We start from the raw sequence: 18,022 nt of genomic DNA, 5'->3' as shown, positions 1-18,022 counted from the left end.
AATTTTATAATTGTCTATCTTACTCGCTGTAGAAGTATATATTGTCTAATATAAAATCTGGACCATCAGTTATAATAAGCGCTCCCAAATTATTTTTTTGCGTAGTAAGGTCACCACCAAGAGGAATGTCAAAAGACGTCCAGCCACCAACAGATAACCCTGTTGCAGTGAATCTGAAATCCTTATCATCACCATCTGGGAAACCATTAAAAACATTGGTTTCAATTTCCCCATTTGCTCCTATATCTCTTATTTGAATACCAACACTTGTATCTGCATTTTGAGTATAAATATCAATATGTAAATGAGTTAGAGAGGAGGCATCTACGGTGTTATTGAATATAATACCTGTGTAGTTATTATTCGTGTATAACTGTACAGAATCATCATTAGATGTTGCCTCTGTTGTTTGAGTAGTTGAACCACCAAAGCCTGGGTTAAAATTGCTTTCGGTTACAGATGTGTATACATCACTATAAATAGATTTAACATTGGCTTCTGGTCTGGTTGGTTCTGGAGCAGATGGTAAAACCCCAGTAGAAGTTACTTCTAATGAACCATTTGCTGCAACGCCAGCTAAAATAGCTGTTATGTCTGTTGTTCCTTCACCAATTATTGAAACTATTCCTGATTCATTTACAATAGCAACGTTTGTATCTGATGAACTGAAACTAAAAAATGATGGAGTTGTATTAACTGTAACATTTGTTCCGTTTACATTAAAGGTTTGTGTTAGACCACGTGCAGCGATATCTATATTACTACCAGTAAATGTCTGTTCACTTAAATCTTCTCCATTTAAAATTTCTGGTTGTGGTTGTGCCACTGTTCCTAATTTTTCAAACTTTACCTCATCTAACCAAAAGGTATAACCAACTTCGCTACCAACATCTCCAATACCTCCAGCAGAATACCTTAATAAACCGCGTATTTGGACCAGTTTAGAAGGGTCTGGAATAGGTACTACGTATTTTTTCCAGTTTGTTGTTAAATCTATATTTGTTCTGGTTGTTAGGTATTTGTTTTCTTCAAAATCTTCACCAAAACCAATTTCACCTATGGTAACAGCTTGTGATGCTTTACCCCAAAAAGTTAGTGCATCATAACTTGTTAGGTTTCTTCCAGAACCTTCTCCATCAATTCTAAAAATAGCGCCAGCATAATTTCCTTCTGGGTCATTAGCATTTGGTACATCAAATCGCATGGAAGCATTACCTTCATAACTTACTTCATTATCAACAGACCATGCTGTTGGTTTTGAGCCACCATACGGGAAGTAAAAATTACTACCTAAGCCAACAGGTGAATCTGTAAATATTTCGGCTGTTGCAGGAAATTCAGCAAAAACAGCTTCGTCTGATAATTCCCTTTCACAACTTAATAGAGTTAAAAAAACTAACCCTGTAAAGCATAATATTTTTGAGTATGTAAATTTTATATTTTTCATCTTTCTCAATTTTTTATTTTCCAATGTTGATATGTACATATGTTCTAATTTCCCATTCACTACCATTTGGAAATCCAACAGGACTTATAGTAGAATCGTTAGCAAACTCTTCTGACACATTAGGACTGTATCGAGGTGAGTTTTGATCAAGAGAACGCCAAATTCCACTTACACCAATCTTGGTACTAGGAAGGATGAACCAGTCTGGTTTTCCAATTGATGTAGAAATATCAATCATATTTTGTACAGGGAACGTAAGGTTGAAATCGCGATGATAATCGAAAGGTCCCCAATCATTAATTTTGAAACCGTATTCTAATTTCCATTTTCTATAAATCATTTTAATATCTCCACCAAAACGCTCTATAGTTCTGTCGCTATCGCCATTGGCTTGAGCGTTGCCTCCATAAAGGTTTGCAATTAATCCTAAATCTGGACTTACTTTAGAAACGATGCGAGAACTTACTTCCCAAAGGTCTTGTGCAGGTGCTGATTGTGGAAAAGCGAAAAAAGTACGATTCGCTAAGAAACCAATTGCGGCATCTTGTGCTGTTGGATGGTGTCTGTATACAAACCCTAAATTAAAGGCTATTTTTGCATCTTCAGACCTGTCGTTATCCCACTCATAAAACCATGAACCAGGTGTTGGATCGAAGGTAAGGAGTAATTCTCCTGCTGTAGTTTCTCTATTACCTCTAACAGCAAATGGGTCGTCAATAAAGTTTCGTAATCTACCTGGTGCAGACACATCGTTTGGCATTGGGTCTACTAAAGGTTTTTGCCAAAGGAAGTTTGGTGCAATTTGCCATTTTCCAAGAGTATAAGCAAAACCAGAAAGTATGTTGGTTTGGTTACCGCTTCCTGAGTCTTTTAGTTTCCATCCTGTAAATGTTCTTGTAGCATCAGCACCTCCATTTGCCACCAAGCCCATATAAGCTGCTTGTGCATAAAAATTAAATCTTCCTTTTTGATAGATAATTTTTGCTTTTCCTCCCCAGTTATCGTCAGAGTTTATTTTATCTTGATACACTACATAGTTACCAGAATCTCCTGTTACATCTTGAAAAGTACTACCATTTAAAGGTCTACCTCCCCAAATACCACCAATCGAGATACCTAAACTTCCAAACTCTCTTTCTAAAACAATTGTAGCACGTTCTGTAGGCCAAGGTGGAATTACACCACTTCGAACTTGATTTGCATCAAGAACTCGTCTACCATTATCATCAAAGTCTAATTCTGTATCTAAATCTCTGTGGTAAATACCTGTGATGTCCCAGTGCTTGAAATTAGTTCTATACTTAAATAACATGGTTGGGTTAGCTCCCCACCATAGTTGTGGTCCGAAAGCAGCTTTTAATCCTTTTAAAGCTCTTTTTCCATCAATCTCTAATCCTAAAATTTCACCATTATAAATATCTAAGTTTGGTCCATAATTAGCTTCTGGGTATAAACCAAAGAAATCACCCTCATACCCCCAATGGTAATGTCCGGTTCTATAAAAACCTCTTACATCTGCATCCTTAGCGTTCCACTCAAATTCTGCATTATAAACCCTTACTCGATTATTATCACTAATAGTAACTTCTTCACCATTAGCATTTCTTAATGTAACAGGGCGACCAACATTTTCATAAAAGATTTCATTTATTGGATTTTGTGCTACATTACCTAGTATGTTAAAATTAACTTCAGCATGCATATCTGGAGAAGGTTTGCCTTCAACGCCAACATAATAAGATTGCATATGGTCAAACCCTAATTGGTTTGGATAGGTTTCATTATCGGGATCTGCATTATCTGGTGTAGTAATTAGAGAGCCTCCGGTACTAAAAGTAGTAAACTCTGCTCTAAGGTTACTCAATCCGATTTTTCCAGAACTAGCACCTTCTAGAGCTGCTTTATCACCACGTGCTTTTAAAACAGCATCCATAAGTTGGATGTTATTAAAATGATTTTCAAGAAATTCAGGTGTTACACCTTCATTGTAAGGATTTAATTGATGTGCTTCTTTTAGTGCATAATATGCTGCACGTGGATATAAATCATATAATCCCCTTTCGCTTGTTGGCCCTTTAGCACATATACCAAACCATTCCTCATTCATGTTATTAGCACCAGGATAAGCTTCATCTAATTTATAGCCGCCACCATTCCATGTTGCCTCAGTTTGATGAGTGTCTGCATCTTTTCTATCATTAAATCCAATTTTCCACCACCCATCAGAAAATTGAAAGGTAAATCCACCTATTGAGTTCTCTGCTTTTCCTAAACCAGCAGCATTTTGATAAATTTCCTTCCAGTTCTCAACCATATAATAGGCTTGAGATTTTTGATCTTCTTTGTTTTCTATGGCATTATACGCATCTGCACCAAACTCAGTAAACATTAATGGTTTATTAAGTTTTTGTTTAACCACTTCGAACATATCTGTAAATGAAGCACCACGATATGTATTTGTACCATATATATCTACATCTTTACATTCTTCGGCAACAATGTCTATAAATAATACATCACCATTACATATAGCAATAGGATGGGATGGGTCTAAAGCTTTCATGGTTTTAGCAGCTTCATTCATGAGCTTGTACATAGGTCTACCACGTAGTTCACCAACAGCGTTAATTTTTTCTTCTCCATCAGGAAAATCTTCTGTTTCTGCACCTGCCCAAAAAAGACCGTAATTATTTTCATTACCTAATAAGTAAAGTAATAAACCAGGAGTGTTTTTATATTCATTTACCAAGTTTTTCACTTCTGTCATTAGAAATTCCTGTGTACGAGGTTCAGAATAAATAGTAACTGGAGTCCAAACACCATCTAGAGTTAATCCGTAGCGTCCAAACGAGTGGTTAAGCATGGTATAAATACCATAGTTTTCGTAGATATATTTAATCCACTTTGCAGGAACACCTGTGTATTGGCGTATTACATTTACATTCATGTTTTTTAGAAGTGACATTTCTGTATCAAGTCCTGCCTTAATAACATCATCAGACTTCTTCCAAAAATTTGCATTAACAGTATTTGTACCAATGGGAATATAATCCCAGTTCATACCGTTAATCATAAAGTCTTCACCATTGACTACTAATTTCATGCCTTCATCATTATTTACAACAGATACCTTAGCAGTTTGAGCTAACCCAATTGTAGTAAATAAGAAAAGTAATAATCTTAGAAAATTGTTTTTCATAGTTTTATTTAATTTAAAGTTGGTTTTTTTAATGTTTAAATGGTAGTATTTAAAACATTAATTAGTATGTAGAAATTGGGATAATACTGGTTATGTAAACCTAATACAATTAATTGCGAAGTCAATAAAAAATACCTCAACAAAAAACATACACAATAAAAAAAGGCCGTTAAAATTATACTTTTATCAATTTTTATGTGTGTTTATTAGGTTATTCATAGGATTAAATAAAAAGATTGTTTCTATTAATTAATAGTAAATGTTGTGGTGTTGTATGGTAAATAACTATTAGTGTATAGCCTCTAAATTTTTGAATTACTTTTTGTTAAGTTTTAAAGTTATATTAATTCATTAGGGTTTTACTATTATTTAATTTAAAAGAATAAAAAGGCTGACAAAATTATTTGCCAGCCTTATTTTAAACTAAACTATTATTGATATACTCTTACGTAGTCTATTTCCATAGTGTCTTCAGTAAATGAAGGATCTACGGTACCGCCTAAACTTCCACCCATAGCAACATTCAAAATCATGAAAAAGTCTGCATTAAATGCTGAATCTGGTGTGTTTTCAAATGTTAAAAACACGGTATCATCAACAAGTAATTTTATTACAGTTGCAGTCCATTCAACAGTATAGTTATGAAACTCTGTTGTAGATGTAGCATTTGAAATGCCTTGAGTTACAGCATTACCTCCAGAATTACCTGTAAAGTGTAAGGCTCCAGATGTTTCATTTTTATCTTGACCTGTTTGTTCCATAATATCTATTTCTCCACAAGCTGGCCAACCAACAGTATCAATGTTAGCTCCAAGCATCCATATTGCTGGCCATGTACCTTGTGCCGCTGGTAATTTTGCTCTTACCTCAACACGACCATATGTAAACTCGTTTAAGTCTTGAGATTTTAATCTTGTAGAAGTATATCCTCCAGCGCCATCAGCTTTAGCTGTTATTTTTAGAAATCCGTCTTCTATTGTAACATTTTCTGCATTATCGGTATAGGTTTGTAATTCACCATTACCCCAGCCACCTGCACCGTAATCATAGGTCCATTTTGTTGCATCAGGTGCACCAGGTGTGTCAAATTCATCTGACCAAACTAAATTATCGTAAACAGATTCAAATGCTTCACTTTCTTCGCTTGGTTTACTTGATGTAAATATTTGATACCATGCAAATCCATTTCCAGTTTGAATAATTCTAACTTGTAGCATATCTTCTGTTACAGAAATGATATCATAAGTACTTGCACCTACATACCATCCCATGAAGCCACCATCTGAAATTTCAAAGCTTGTACCTCTATAAGGTTCATCATTATAAGAACCTTCTAATGCAGCTTTTGATGTAGATGGTAAAAATGATACATTTTTAACTCCAAACATAGTTGTAGCAACAGTTTCATCATGACAAACATCACCATCTACTCCAATTGCATCGGCATAAGCGCCAGGTACAAATGCAGGCCCAACAGTTTGCTCAAAGGTTAACCCATTGTCTGTACGAGTAAAAACAAATTCACCACTATACATACAATATTTTTCTTCATCAAATGGTTGAATGCCATTCCACCATGCTTCATAGGCAAATTCACCATTGCCATAATCATCTTCTACAGGACCTAAACCAACGTGAACAGGTAAATCTGCAGCCCAATACCAAGTTTTAGAATCACCAACTAGCTCTCCAGCTAATAAGTTTTCTGCTTCAGTATCAGTGAAAGAACTATAAACTTCAACTTCTACAGATGCGCTTGATGTCTGTCCTCCAGTTCCAACAGCATTTACTACCACTGTATATTTATTAATACCAGTATTTGTAAATCTATGGGTAATTTCTCCAGAAGGAGCTACACCGGTTTTGCCATCTCCAAAATTAAACTGATACGTAATTTCATTATTAGCGGTAGCAGTAAAATTAACAAGACCACTTCCATCTCCATTAGGGTTTGCTGCATCCACTCCTAAAATTTCGGCAGTTATTGTAACACCTGTTGGCGCTATAATATCACCTACAGATACGTCATCATCTTGACAACTAGTAGATGCTACTGCAAGTGTTATAAGTATTCCAATATAATATTTAATGTTTTTCATAATTTTTATTTTTTAGTTTTGGGCTATATCATCAACATATATTGTGTAATTAGCTGTCCCATCTCCTTGTGTACCATTATCCATTATTAGTACCATATTGTAAAAGTTAATAGCCATATCTACTCCTGCAAAATCAAAAGTTAAAGTTTCCCATTGATTTGCAAGTGTTGTAGTAGCAGTAATTTCTGCTGTTGCAGTTACATCTGGCCAAGGCACATCATCTTCGAATTTCATAAGAAGATTTAAACCGGCTCTTGGCGACCAAACTTTTGCAGTTATAGTCGTACCAGCACTAAAATCTACAGCTAATGGTAATGTTATTTTAGATCCTGCCCAAGGTTGACCAGCACCTTTTATTAATTGTAATACACTAGCTGAATCGTTTCCATTGGTATCAGGATTTGTTATAACAGAAGTATCTCCACCATCAAATTGATCTAAGGTGAATTCTGGTTCGAAATCTAACATTGGATTAGATGAAATATCATCTACATAAATGGTATAATTTGCAGTTCCATCTCCTTGTGTACCATTGTCCATAATGAGAACCATATTATAAAATTGTATTCCCATATCAATTCCTGAAAAATCAAAAGTTAGAGTTTCCCATTGGTTAGCTACAGTAGTTGTAGCAGTAATTTCAGCTGATGCTGTTACATCTGGCCATGGCACATTGTCTTCAAATTTCATTAATAGATTTAATCCTGCTCTTGGCGACCATACTTTAGCAGTAACTGTTGTACCAGTTGAAAAATCAAAAGGAGTTGGAATAGTTACTTTTGATCCAGCCCAAGGTTGACCACCACCTTTAACAAGTTGTAATACATTTGCTGTATCATTTCCATTAGTGTCAGGGTTTGCTATAACAGAAGTAGCCCCACCATCGAATTGATCTAGAGTATATCCAGTTTCAAAAGTAAGCGGGAAAATACCGTTTCCGCCACCAGCTGGAAGTTTGTAGAAATAAAGGTTATCAACAAAAATGCTTCCTTCACCAGAAGGTACACCATCAAACTTAAATTGAATAATATCGCTAAAATCTAAAGCTGGATTTGCGTCTGTAAAGAATGAAATTGGAATATCAAATGATGTCCATTGATTAGCAACTAATTCTAAATCGTAAGCAGTTTCATTTGGTCCAGAACTTATAGGAGAAATTTTAGCATCAAAATTATCATCAGCAGTCCAAATATCTACATGTAAAAATTCCATACCAGAAGCATCAATAGCAACCGTGTTAAAATCTATTCCTTGATACGTTAAATCTCCATATTGAATTATATTATTTCCTTCAACCTCAATTTGTGTGTAAGTTGTAGTTTGACCCCAATTTGGATAATAATCTATTGGGTCTGGATTAGTGTAAGCATCACTGTAAATAGATATCACATCGCTTGAAGGTCTAAAAGGAGTAGGAGATGCAGCTATTGGTTGTAAAATTGCTGTAACCTCAAACTCTTCAGTATATTCAGTAGTTTCTATTGCAGCACTCATTGCTACAACTCTTATAGTGTATATACCCGCTTCTTGATATTGATACGATATTGTTTCTTCTAAATTAAGTATAACTGGGTCGTCATTTCCTGCTTCACCAAAATATACTTCGAAAGAAGTAGCATAATCTGCAGTTGCCGACACATTAACTTGCTTAGAAATAGCGGCATCATTTTCAATAGTTACTACTAAATTTTCTGGAGCTTTAAATGAAACAACTACTGGTTGAGTAACGGTTGTGCTTAAACCATTTAAACCATAAGCTGTAATGGTTGCTTCGTAGCTACCTTCTTCATAAATATGTTCTAAACCTTCACCTGGTTTTATCTTGTCAGATACAGGAGATCCATCTCCAAAACCTATTGTGAAATTCACAACACCTTCACCTAAGGGTGTTATTGTTACAACACCAGTATTATCTTGAGTAATACTAACGGAAGCTGACACATTAGTAGGTGCAGTAATACCGTTAACATAATCTGTATTATCATCGTCTTGAGAGCAACTAATTATTATTAGCGCCATAAGACATAATTGAAATGTATATTTTAATATTTTCATAATCTTTTTTTTAATAGTTTGGATTTTGTTCCCAGTTTCCATTAGAAAATTGAATTTCTTCAATAGGAATAGGAAATACTTCGTTTTTACCCGTTGTAAACCCATCAATTTCTGAGCCTCTACCGGTTCTAACTAAATCGAAAAAACGATGACCTTCTCCAACAAGTTCTACACGTCTTTCGTGTGCAATAGCATCGGTTAGAGCAGCACCTGTTGATGTAATATCATTTGGCATTCCAAAAGCTCTTTCACGAACTCTGTTTAGAAAGCCTTGGGCTTTAGTATCATCAATGCCACCTCTGTTGTAAGCTTCGGCAGCCATTAATAAAACATCTGCAAAACGAATAGCTCTGTAATTATTAGGATTTGTTAAGTTTTGATCTCCAGTGTTTAAATCACCTTTTCTGGCAATATACTTTCTATTGAAATAACCAGTGTGTTCATTTCCTGTACCGAATGTAGCTCCTGTTTGTATTGCCCATTCATTAATATCTAAAATGGCTACATCTTTACGTAAATCGCCATCTTCAAATTCATCAACAACTTCTTGAGTTGGTACATTAAAACTAAATCCAGAGTCGAACATTGGACCAGAATAATTTCTAATACCGTTAAATCCTACTGCTACATTTCCTTCACTACATTGTAAACACTCAAAACCAGCACCTTCTGCATCTGAGTATTGTACTTCAAAAACAGATTCTATACCATTTTCACCAGCATTTTCAAAAATTGAATTATAATCGGTAACCAAATCATACGGTCCATTAACAATTAAATTATCAAGTATTATAGCAGCATCAGAAAATTTATTTTGGTATAAGTAGGCTTTTCCTAATAAAGCTTGTGCTGCACCTTTTGTTACTCTACCAACTTCTGGAGCAGTATAGTTTAAATTATCTACAGCATATTTTAAATCATCTTCAATTAATTTATATACATCTGCAACAGGAGATCTTGGAACCGAAGTTTCGTCGCCTAATTCAAAACGTGTTTCTTTAATAGGAATAGGACCAAACCATTTTACTAATTCAAAGTAATAATAGGCTCTTAAAAAGCGCGCTTCTCCAATAATAATTTCTCTTCCTTCAAAATCAGTTTTATCCTGAAATTCTAAAAGGAAATTAGCTCTATTAACACCAGCGTACATCCAATTCCAGATATCTCGTAAATTACTGTTTACCGGTGTGTGAATCATATCGTCTATTTGCTGAAAGCCTACAACATCTGTAGGACTTTCACCTCCACAAAGTGTATTGTCTGATGCTATTTCACCTAACATTACATTAACGTAAGTAGATTGTAATAAATCGTAAACACCTACTAGTGCATTGTAATAATCATCTTCTGAATTAAAATAGCTTTCTGAATCTATACTGTATCTATCTACTTCTTCTAAATAAGAATCTCCACAAGAATTAGCTCCAAAAACTAATAGTATTAGTAAGAGTCCTTTTGTTATTTTGTTTTTATAATTTTTCATCTTGCTAATTTTTTATATTGATAGATTTAAACCTAAAATAAACTGTCTTGAAATTGGGTAAAAACCATAATCTATTCCACCACTAAATACATCTAATACACCATCTTGATTTACACCTCTTGCAGCTGGATCATAACCGTTATATTTTGTAAAAGTGAATGCATTGTTTACTGATGCGTATATACGGAATTTGCTCATACCCAGTTTTTCAACAACATTAGTTGGCAGTGAATACCCTAATTGTATATTTTGGATTCTTAAGAAAGAAGAATCTTCAACATAAAAATCTGAAAATAATTTATTGGTTGTCGATCCCACAGATGTTCTAGGCACGGTATTACTAGTGCCTTCACCAGTCCATCTATTTAAATAAAGATTTAATCTGTTTACGTTTGGTTGATCACGCTCATAATTACGAACGGTTTCTTTACCCAATTCTGCATACATATAAGCACCAAAATCGAAGTTTTTATAATCAAAACTCAGGTTTAATCCCATAATATAATCTGCTTGAGGTTTACCAATATAAGTTCTGTCTTCTATAGTTATTTCTCCATCATTATTTGTGTCTACATAACGAATATCCCCAGGAGCAGCAGCAGAACCTAACTCTACTTGTGATGGGTGTGCATCAACTTCGGCTTGATTTTGGAATATGCCATCGGTTTTTAAACCATAAAAATATCCAATAGGTTGTCCTACTTCTAATCTGGAAATGGCTGGTTGTCCTACACTAAATGAGCCACCTTCTGAAATAATCCCATCTTTAACTGCGGTTACTTCACCATCAATTTTAGTAACATTATAACTTATTCCAAAGGATACATCATCGGAAATGACCTGTTTATAATTTAGAAATACTTCAATTCCTTTATTTCTGGTTGAACCTGCATTGGTGGTAGGTAAACCAGCACCGGGAGCAGAAGCACCAATAATACCTGAAACAGGTAAACCGCTAATTAACAATCTGTTTCTGTTATCAATAAAATAATCTGCTACAACTTCAAGTTTGTTGTCAAATAGATTTATATCCAATCCAATATCTAATTTTTCGGCAGATTCCCAAACTGAATCTGGAGTTGGAATTCTACCTGTAGCGACTCCAGAAACTAAAGCGCCACCAAAAACATAAGTTGCTTCTCCTGTTAATAGAGCTCTGTATAAATCGCCACCAGCATTATTACCTAAATTACCATAACTAGCTCTTAATTTTAAAAAGTTAATGATTTCTGAATTTTCTAAAAAAGGTTCGTCCGATATTTTCCAACCAGCAGTAACTGATGAAAAGTAATCTGTTCTATTGTCTGGTGCAAAATCTGAAGCGCCATCTCTACGAATTAAACCAGATAATAAATATTTACCTTTATAATCATATTGAACTCTTCCGAAATAAGAAGATAATCTGTTATCATAAATAAAAGAACCTGTACTTTTAGCTTCACTTAAACCATTAGCTAAAGAAATATCTGCAAATTCCCAAGAATTGTTTGGTACATCAAAACCAGTTGCGTTTAATCCGTCTCCCCAATCGCGTTGTGCACTCGTACCAATGGTAAATGAGGTATTGTGGTTTTCGTAAAATGTTTTACTGTAATTAGCAAACGTTTCCCATGTATAAGTTCTATAAGTGTTTCTAGTTTGGTTTACACTACTTCTATCATTATTAAAAACTTTACCTGAACCATAATTAACGATTGGAGCAAAAGATTTTCCTTTATCACTATAAGATTTTAAACCAATACGAGATGTAATTTTTAAGCCTTCAATAGGTTTGTAATCTAGTTGAAAAGTACCTTCAATCGAATTGCCATTATACTCATTATAAGTATTAGCAATTTGAGATAAAGGGTTTATAACTTCGTTTCCTAAAAACCCTGAAAGATCTTCTTGATTTAAACTATAAGTAGGAGCATAGTTTAGAGCATTGAAAAGAGGTGTCCCTAAAGCATTTTCTCCAATTGTTTGCCTGTTGGTATTAAAATAGTTTGCTGAGGTTGTAAATTTTAATTTTTCAGTAAGGTCAAACCCTAATTTAATTTTAGCATTAGCTCTTTGAAAATTAGATTTGTCGCTAGCAATAATACCGTCTTGTTCTAAAATAGAACCACCAAAATAATAGGTGCTTTTTTCACCACCGCCAGTAACTGATAAATTATGACTTGTAATTGGAGAAGTTTCAAAAAGCTCATCTTGCCAATCAACACCAGCTCCTAAACCACTTACATTAGAAAATGGTAAAGCTTGACCGTTTGCTGCATAACTTTCATTTAACAGAATTGCATATTCGGTAGCATTTAAATAAGGTAATTCTCGTGTAGTTTGTTGCAAGCCTGTATAGCCATTATAACTAATTTTTGCAGCAGAATTTTTTCTACCACTTTTAGTTGTAACTAATACCACACCATTTGCACCTTCAATACCATATATAGCAGCCTGAGCATCTTTTAATATTGAAAATGTTTCAATATCACTTGGATTAATAGTATTTAAGTCTCCTTTGTAACCATCAATTATAACTAGAGGACCATTATCTCCGTTAGAACTGATACCTCTAATTAAAATATTAAAGCCACCACCAGGAGAGCCTGAAGGAGATGTAACAGATACTCCGGCAGAAGTACCTTGTAATGCTTGTGCAGCATCAATAGGTCTTAAATCTTCCAATGTTTCAGCATTTACAATAGATACTGCCCCTGTAACATCTTTTTTCTTTTGTGTTCCATAGCCAACAACAACGACTTCATCTAATTGCGCTAAATCTTCTTGAAGTTGAATGGTTAACTTAGAATTATTTGCGATTACTATTTCCTGTGTTATATACCCAATATAACTTATGGAAATTGTAGAGCCAATTTTAACCTCGTTTAAAGTAAAGTTACCGTCAAAGTCTGTACTGGCACCATTACTTGTTCCTTTTAAGATAACATTAGCTCCTGGAATAGGAAACCCGGTTTCATCTTGAACTATTCCATTCACAGTAATGTTCTGTGCACTGGAATATGCTATAAAGAATAAGGTTAGAATTTTAAATAGCGTGTGTCTCATAAATATTTAGTTTTAGTTTGAAAATAAAATTATGAGTAAAAACTATTGTATTATCAATTTGCACCCAAACAAAAAATATACATCATAAAAAAAACATGCATATATTGTGAAAACATCAATTTGACTTGTTTTTGAAGTAGTTTAAAAGGGAAAATTAAATGCAGATATTACATCTAAATTTTTTGATGTTGTGGCTTTGTATAGGTAAAAGAAAGATTTATCTTACTTTAAATATCTAAAATATAATCTGTTAAACTTGATTCATGAGGTAAATCCATCTTTTTTCTTAACCTATAACGTTTAACTTCTACACTTCTTGGGGAAATGTTGAGTAGTGGAGCTATTTCTTTTGAAGATAGATTTAGTCTAAGATATGCACAAAGTCTTAAATCGTTTGAAGTTAATGATGGATGTAAATGTTTTATTTTTTTCAAAAAGTCTTTATCGGCATTATTAAATGCTTCTTCAAATACATGCCAATCGTCAGCATTATTTAAATTTCTATCAATAATTTTAATAACATTTTTAATGCTTTTTTTGTCCTCGGCATTTTGTAATTCCTTTTTTATAGTATTTAAAAATTCATTCTTTTTTATTAAACTCATGGTAGAAATGCCTAACTCTCTATTTTTGTTTTCAATATCTTGTCTCAACTTATCATTATTGAATCTCATAAGTTGTTGTCTGTTTTCAAGCTCTTTTAGCTCGAGCTCATTTTTTGTTTTATTAAGTAGTTTTTCTCTTTGTTTTCTGTAATATCTTTTATAAACGTTATGCATGAATAAAGAAAAAAGCAAGACCATAAGTGCATATAACGCAATCATTAATTTGGTTAAATACCAAGGATTTTCGATGTTAAAACTATATGATGCAATATTGTTTGTTAGTGTATTTCCTACCCGTGCTCTTACTTTAAAAGTATAATCTCCATGAGGTAAGTTTTTAAATAGCGCAATGGGGTTTGAAGACCAGTCACTCCATTTGCCATAGATGCCTTCTAAGAGATATTGGTATTCTGTATCAAGATATTTTTCATATTCTACAACACTATAAGTAAACTCAACATTATTATATTTATTTTTAAAAAAGCCTGTAGTTGATTTATCTACAATTTCAGGAGATGAATTAATACTGTTTTTTGATACCGAATTAATAGTTATATCATATGATTTTTTCTGTATTTTATCTATGTCCATAAGTACAAATCCTGTAGACGAACCTATCAAATACTGCTTATTCTTTAAATGAGAAATATTTTCATAGCCAGTTAAACCACGAGGCAACGATTTAGAAAAAGGGACATTATTTAATTTTGGATTACTACTTAATGAGCTAGATGTTAGGTAGTTTAAATCATTTTTAGAAAAGCTCCAGAGTGTATTTGTTTTATCTTCAAATAAAAGTTTTCCTGAGGTATATTCTTCTCTCTTAAATAATTTACTTAGTATAGAATCCTTAGCAAACTCATTTTTTATAAAATCATATTTAAAAACACCTTCTTTAAATGTGTATAGTAAATCACCTTTATATTTAATTAAGCTAGAATTTAATCCTTTATCTATAGATGTAATTTTGTTGACTTCTAAGGCTTTATTGAAATCATCATTTACTTCAATTTTAAAAACACCATTATATTCATGACTTACAAAAATATGATTATCAAAGATTTCAAAAAATTTACTAGAGCGATCAAAACCTTGAATTTTATTTCTAAAATTCCATTGATTATTTATTTTTTGAAGTACATATAGTCCGTCATAATTACCTTGTAGCAATAAATCATTTCTTCCATCAATAGGTCTAATAGACCAAGTGCCTTGTTGAATTCCATTAATTTTTTCTGAAGTATTGTTATTTACAATAGATGTTCCAGTATCGTGTCCACAGAATAAAGCATTGTCAATCTCAACTAAGCACCAAACAGCTTCTTGGATGTTATCAACTAATTTAAAATCTTCATCTGAATCTAATTGTTTATAAAAAAGACCTTGGTTTGAACCTAAATACAAATTGTTATTATAGACAATTGATGTGTGTACAGTGCCTATTTTTCCATCATTGTCTTTGTAAATTCTAAAAGGAGATTTAATATTTACACAATTAATACCATTTTCTAATGCCAGCCATATGTTGTTTTCTGCATCTTCAAAAGCCCAATGCACAGTATTATTACTTAAACCATGAATGTTATTTATGTTATAATCAATTTTACCGTCTTGTGTTAAATGTAATACACCACTAGATCTTGTTCCTAAAATGAAGCTTTTATCTTTTAATTGAATACTACGAAATACACTTATTTGAGAAAGTACATTATTTGCTGATATTTCCCATTTTGCAAGTGAATCATTTTCCAAAATATAAAACCCATTATTTTCTGTTTCAATTAAAAGTTTTTCGTCTTTACTAAAAATATTAACCAGCCTATTATTTTGTACAATAGGATGATTAGAAACTAATTTAGCCTCACCATTCTCAATTTTATAAATTCCATCTTTTGTTTTTTGAAAATAAATACTATTATCTACTTTAAATATTTTATAGATGATTGTTTCTGAGTCAATAACTTCATAAGAATTGTTAGTTTTACTATAAATATAGATTCTCTTTAAAGATTGAAATAGAATATAATCGTCAATGCTAACAATATTCCAGAACTCTTCATCTTCTAAAAAATCAATTTTAAGTGCTTGAGATAATGAAATGTAAAATAATAACCCAAATTCGTTTCTTTGCCAATAACCAAATTCACTATTCGCACCAGTATAAATTAATTCATCAATAACATTTACAGAACGTAAAATAGTTTCGTTAGGCGAGAGATATAACTGCCAATTTGCTCCATTGTATTCAAGTAAACCTTTGTTATTAGCAGCATAAATATGTTTTTCTTTTGATTGAGCGATTGACCAATTTTGAGTTTCTGCACCATAATCTTCAGTAGAAAATATCTCAATTGGCGGACGTTCTTGTGCTAAAAGCGTAACTTGAGTTAATAAAATTAAACTGAAAATAATATATTTAATGAGTCTCAATCTTAAAAGTATTAGTTGTAGTGTTACTAATATAATAAAAATAAGTATTACAAAGGTTTTTGTATCGTATTTGTATAGTTAATATTCAAGTTATTATTAAAGTAATTTCTACAGCAAACTATTATTTCAAAACAGTTTTATCTATAGAATTAAATAAATGAAAAATTATAAACATTTCTTTTGGTTAGATATATAGTTAATTTTATATTTGCGCACTGGAAAAATAAAATTGTTTTCCAAACTATTCAGGTCGCATAGCTCAGCTGGATAGAGCACCTGCCTTCTAAGCAGGCGGTCCTAGGTTCGAATCCTAGTGCGATCACTTAAAGCCTTCAAGAAATTGAAGGCTTTTTTGTTTTATACATTTTAAGGTTTAGTTATTACTTTATACATTCAAAGCACTTTTTCAAATCTTCATTAATCTCTATATCCTGACAGCCTTTTAAGGGCCATATTTCGTAATTTTCTGCTTCATCAATAATATTTTTAAAGTTTTTTGCATAGGTTACTATTTTATTTCTTCTCGATATTATTTTTTCACGGATTTCATTACCATTTAATTTACGAATATCTTCTGGCCATTTAAATAAAGCTTGGTCAATTAAATCATCAGATAATTTAGTTTTTAATATTTCAGCTTGTTCTAAAAAGACTTCAATATCTGTGTTATGTAAAAAATATTTATCAAAAGGTTGAACAAGTCCTGGCATATAATCTATATCTTTTTCAAAAGCTTGTAATTCTTTTATAATACTTGGATTAGATATAATTGATGGAATAATACCACCAATATCAAAAAAAGCATTGTCTCTATCTCCAGCCAACGGTATAGCTTTTGATTTATTTTTTTTATTAATCAATACCCATCCCCATTGTTTTGCATGTCTGTCCCAATCTCCAATTATTAAATCAAAAAGTCTATTCCTAATAAATAAGCTCTTATCGATAGATAAACTGTCTTTTTTCAGATTTTTTAATTCTATTAAATTGTCAGTATCTATAATTTTTTGAGCATTCTTGTACCGAGTCCAGTTTACTTTACCTTTAGTTTCATATTCGAGCATAAAAATTTTATTTCCGTACAGGTCATTATATTTACCTAAAATATTTTGTTTGGGTAAGAAAACAACTTTGGGGCTTGTATGAAGTAAACCTATAGAATCTGCCAAATATGACACCGGAATAGCTGCATATGGATGTTGAGCAGATATGCCATCAACAATAATATTTTCTAATCCAAGCTTTTTTATAAATTCTGGTATAAGAGGTTCAGGGTTTTTATTAATACTTCTTAATGTGTATATAATACCATTTTTAGATTCTAGTTTTAAGGATTTTGTTTGTTTACCTCCACCTATATCAATAATTTTTGAACCTCCAAAAAGTGTGTCTAAAAAAATAATTGGAACTTTAATTGGTGTAGCCCATGCTTCCCTGTAATGTTCACCTTGCATAAGGGTTTTGAATTCATTGGCTTCGTATAAAAGGCTGGCAGCAACAAGAACAGAATCTTGCTTCTTAAAATCGAATGAATCAGCATTATCAATGTTAATTAAAACAGAAATACCTTTTTTATTATTACTGTTTAAAGATATGTATGTTGCAATTAAAAAAAGAACAATTAAAGATAGAAGAATGTAAATTAGCTTTTTCATAATA

Annotated in this window: 8 protein-coding genes and 1 tRNA gene; 1 reads left to right on the top strand and 8 read right to left on the bottom strand. The window is 32.6% G+C overall.

Annotated features, from left to right (window positions below):
• Positions 1–19 precede the first annotated feature (19 nt).
• The 7 genes from MBM09_RS10985 to MBM09_RS10955 form a co-directional block, all read right to left on the bottom strand.
• Positions 20–1,447, bottom strand: a complete 1,428-nt coding sequence (locus MBM09_RS10985; protein WP_238673774.1) for a glycosyl hydrolase family 16 — start codon at positions 1,445–1,447, stop codon at positions 20–22.
• 13 nt (positions 1,448–1,460) lie between these two features.
• Complete coding sequence (locus tag MBM09_RS10980) at positions 1,461–4,646, bottom strand: glycoside hydrolase family 2 TIM barrel-domain containing protein (RefSeq protein WP_238673773.1); 3,186 nt, start codon at positions 4,644–4,646, stop codon at positions 1,461–1,463.
• A 431-nt stretch (positions 4,647–5,077) separates the two neighbouring features.
• Complete coding sequence (locus tag MBM09_RS10975; protein WP_238673772.1) at positions 5,078–6,745, bottom strand: family 16 glycosylhydrolase; 1,668 nt, start codon at positions 6,743–6,745, stop codon at positions 5,078–5,080.
• A gap of 12 nt (positions 6,746–6,757) precedes the next feature.
• Complete coding sequence (locus MBM09_RS10970) at positions 6,758–8,800, bottom strand: hypothetical protein (protein ID WP_238673771.1); 2,043 nt, start codon at positions 8,798–8,800, stop codon at positions 6,758–6,760.
• A 10-nt stretch (positions 8,801–8,810) separates the two neighbouring features.
• Entirely contained in the window at positions 8,811–10,283 is a 1,473-nt protein-coding gene (locus MBM09_RS10965) for a RagB/SusD family nutrient uptake outer membrane protein (RefSeq protein ID WP_238673770.1), read from the bottom strand.
• A gap of 12 nt (positions 10,284–10,295) precedes the next feature.
• Entirely contained in the window at positions 10,296–13,328 is a 3,033-nt protein-coding gene (locus MBM09_RS10960) for a TonB-dependent receptor (protein ID WP_238673769.1), read from the bottom strand.
• A 227-nt stretch (positions 13,329–13,555) separates the two neighbouring features.
• On the bottom strand, positions 13,556–16,363 hold the full coding sequence (locus MBM09_RS10955; protein ID WP_238673768.1) for a triple tyrosine motif-containing protein: 2,808 nt from the start codon (positions 16,361–16,363) through the stop codon (positions 13,556–13,558).
• A gap of 248 nt (positions 16,364–16,611) precedes the next feature.
• On the opposite strand from MBM09_RS10955, the gene MBM09_RS10950 reads away from it, so the two are divergent.
• Positions 16,612–16,685: transfer RNA gene (locus tag MBM09_RS10950), tRNA-Arg, on the top strand.
• Positions 16,686–16,743: 58 nt separating this feature from the next.
• Here MBM09_RS10950 and MBM09_RS10945 read toward each other — a convergent pair.
• Complete coding sequence (locus MBM09_RS10945; RefSeq protein WP_238673767.1) at positions 16,744–18,018, bottom strand: hypothetical protein; 1,275 nt, start codon at positions 18,016–18,018, stop codon at positions 16,744–16,746.
• Between the last annotated feature and the right edge of the window lie 4 nt (positions 18,019–18,022).

The sequence above is a fragment of the Flaviramulus sp. BrNp1-15 genome (assembly GCF_022259695.1).
Lineage (GTDB): Bacteria > Bacteroidota > Bacteroidia > Flavobacteriales > Flavobacteriaceae > BrNp1-15.
This window is presented reverse-complemented; position numbering and strand designations above follow the sequence as displayed.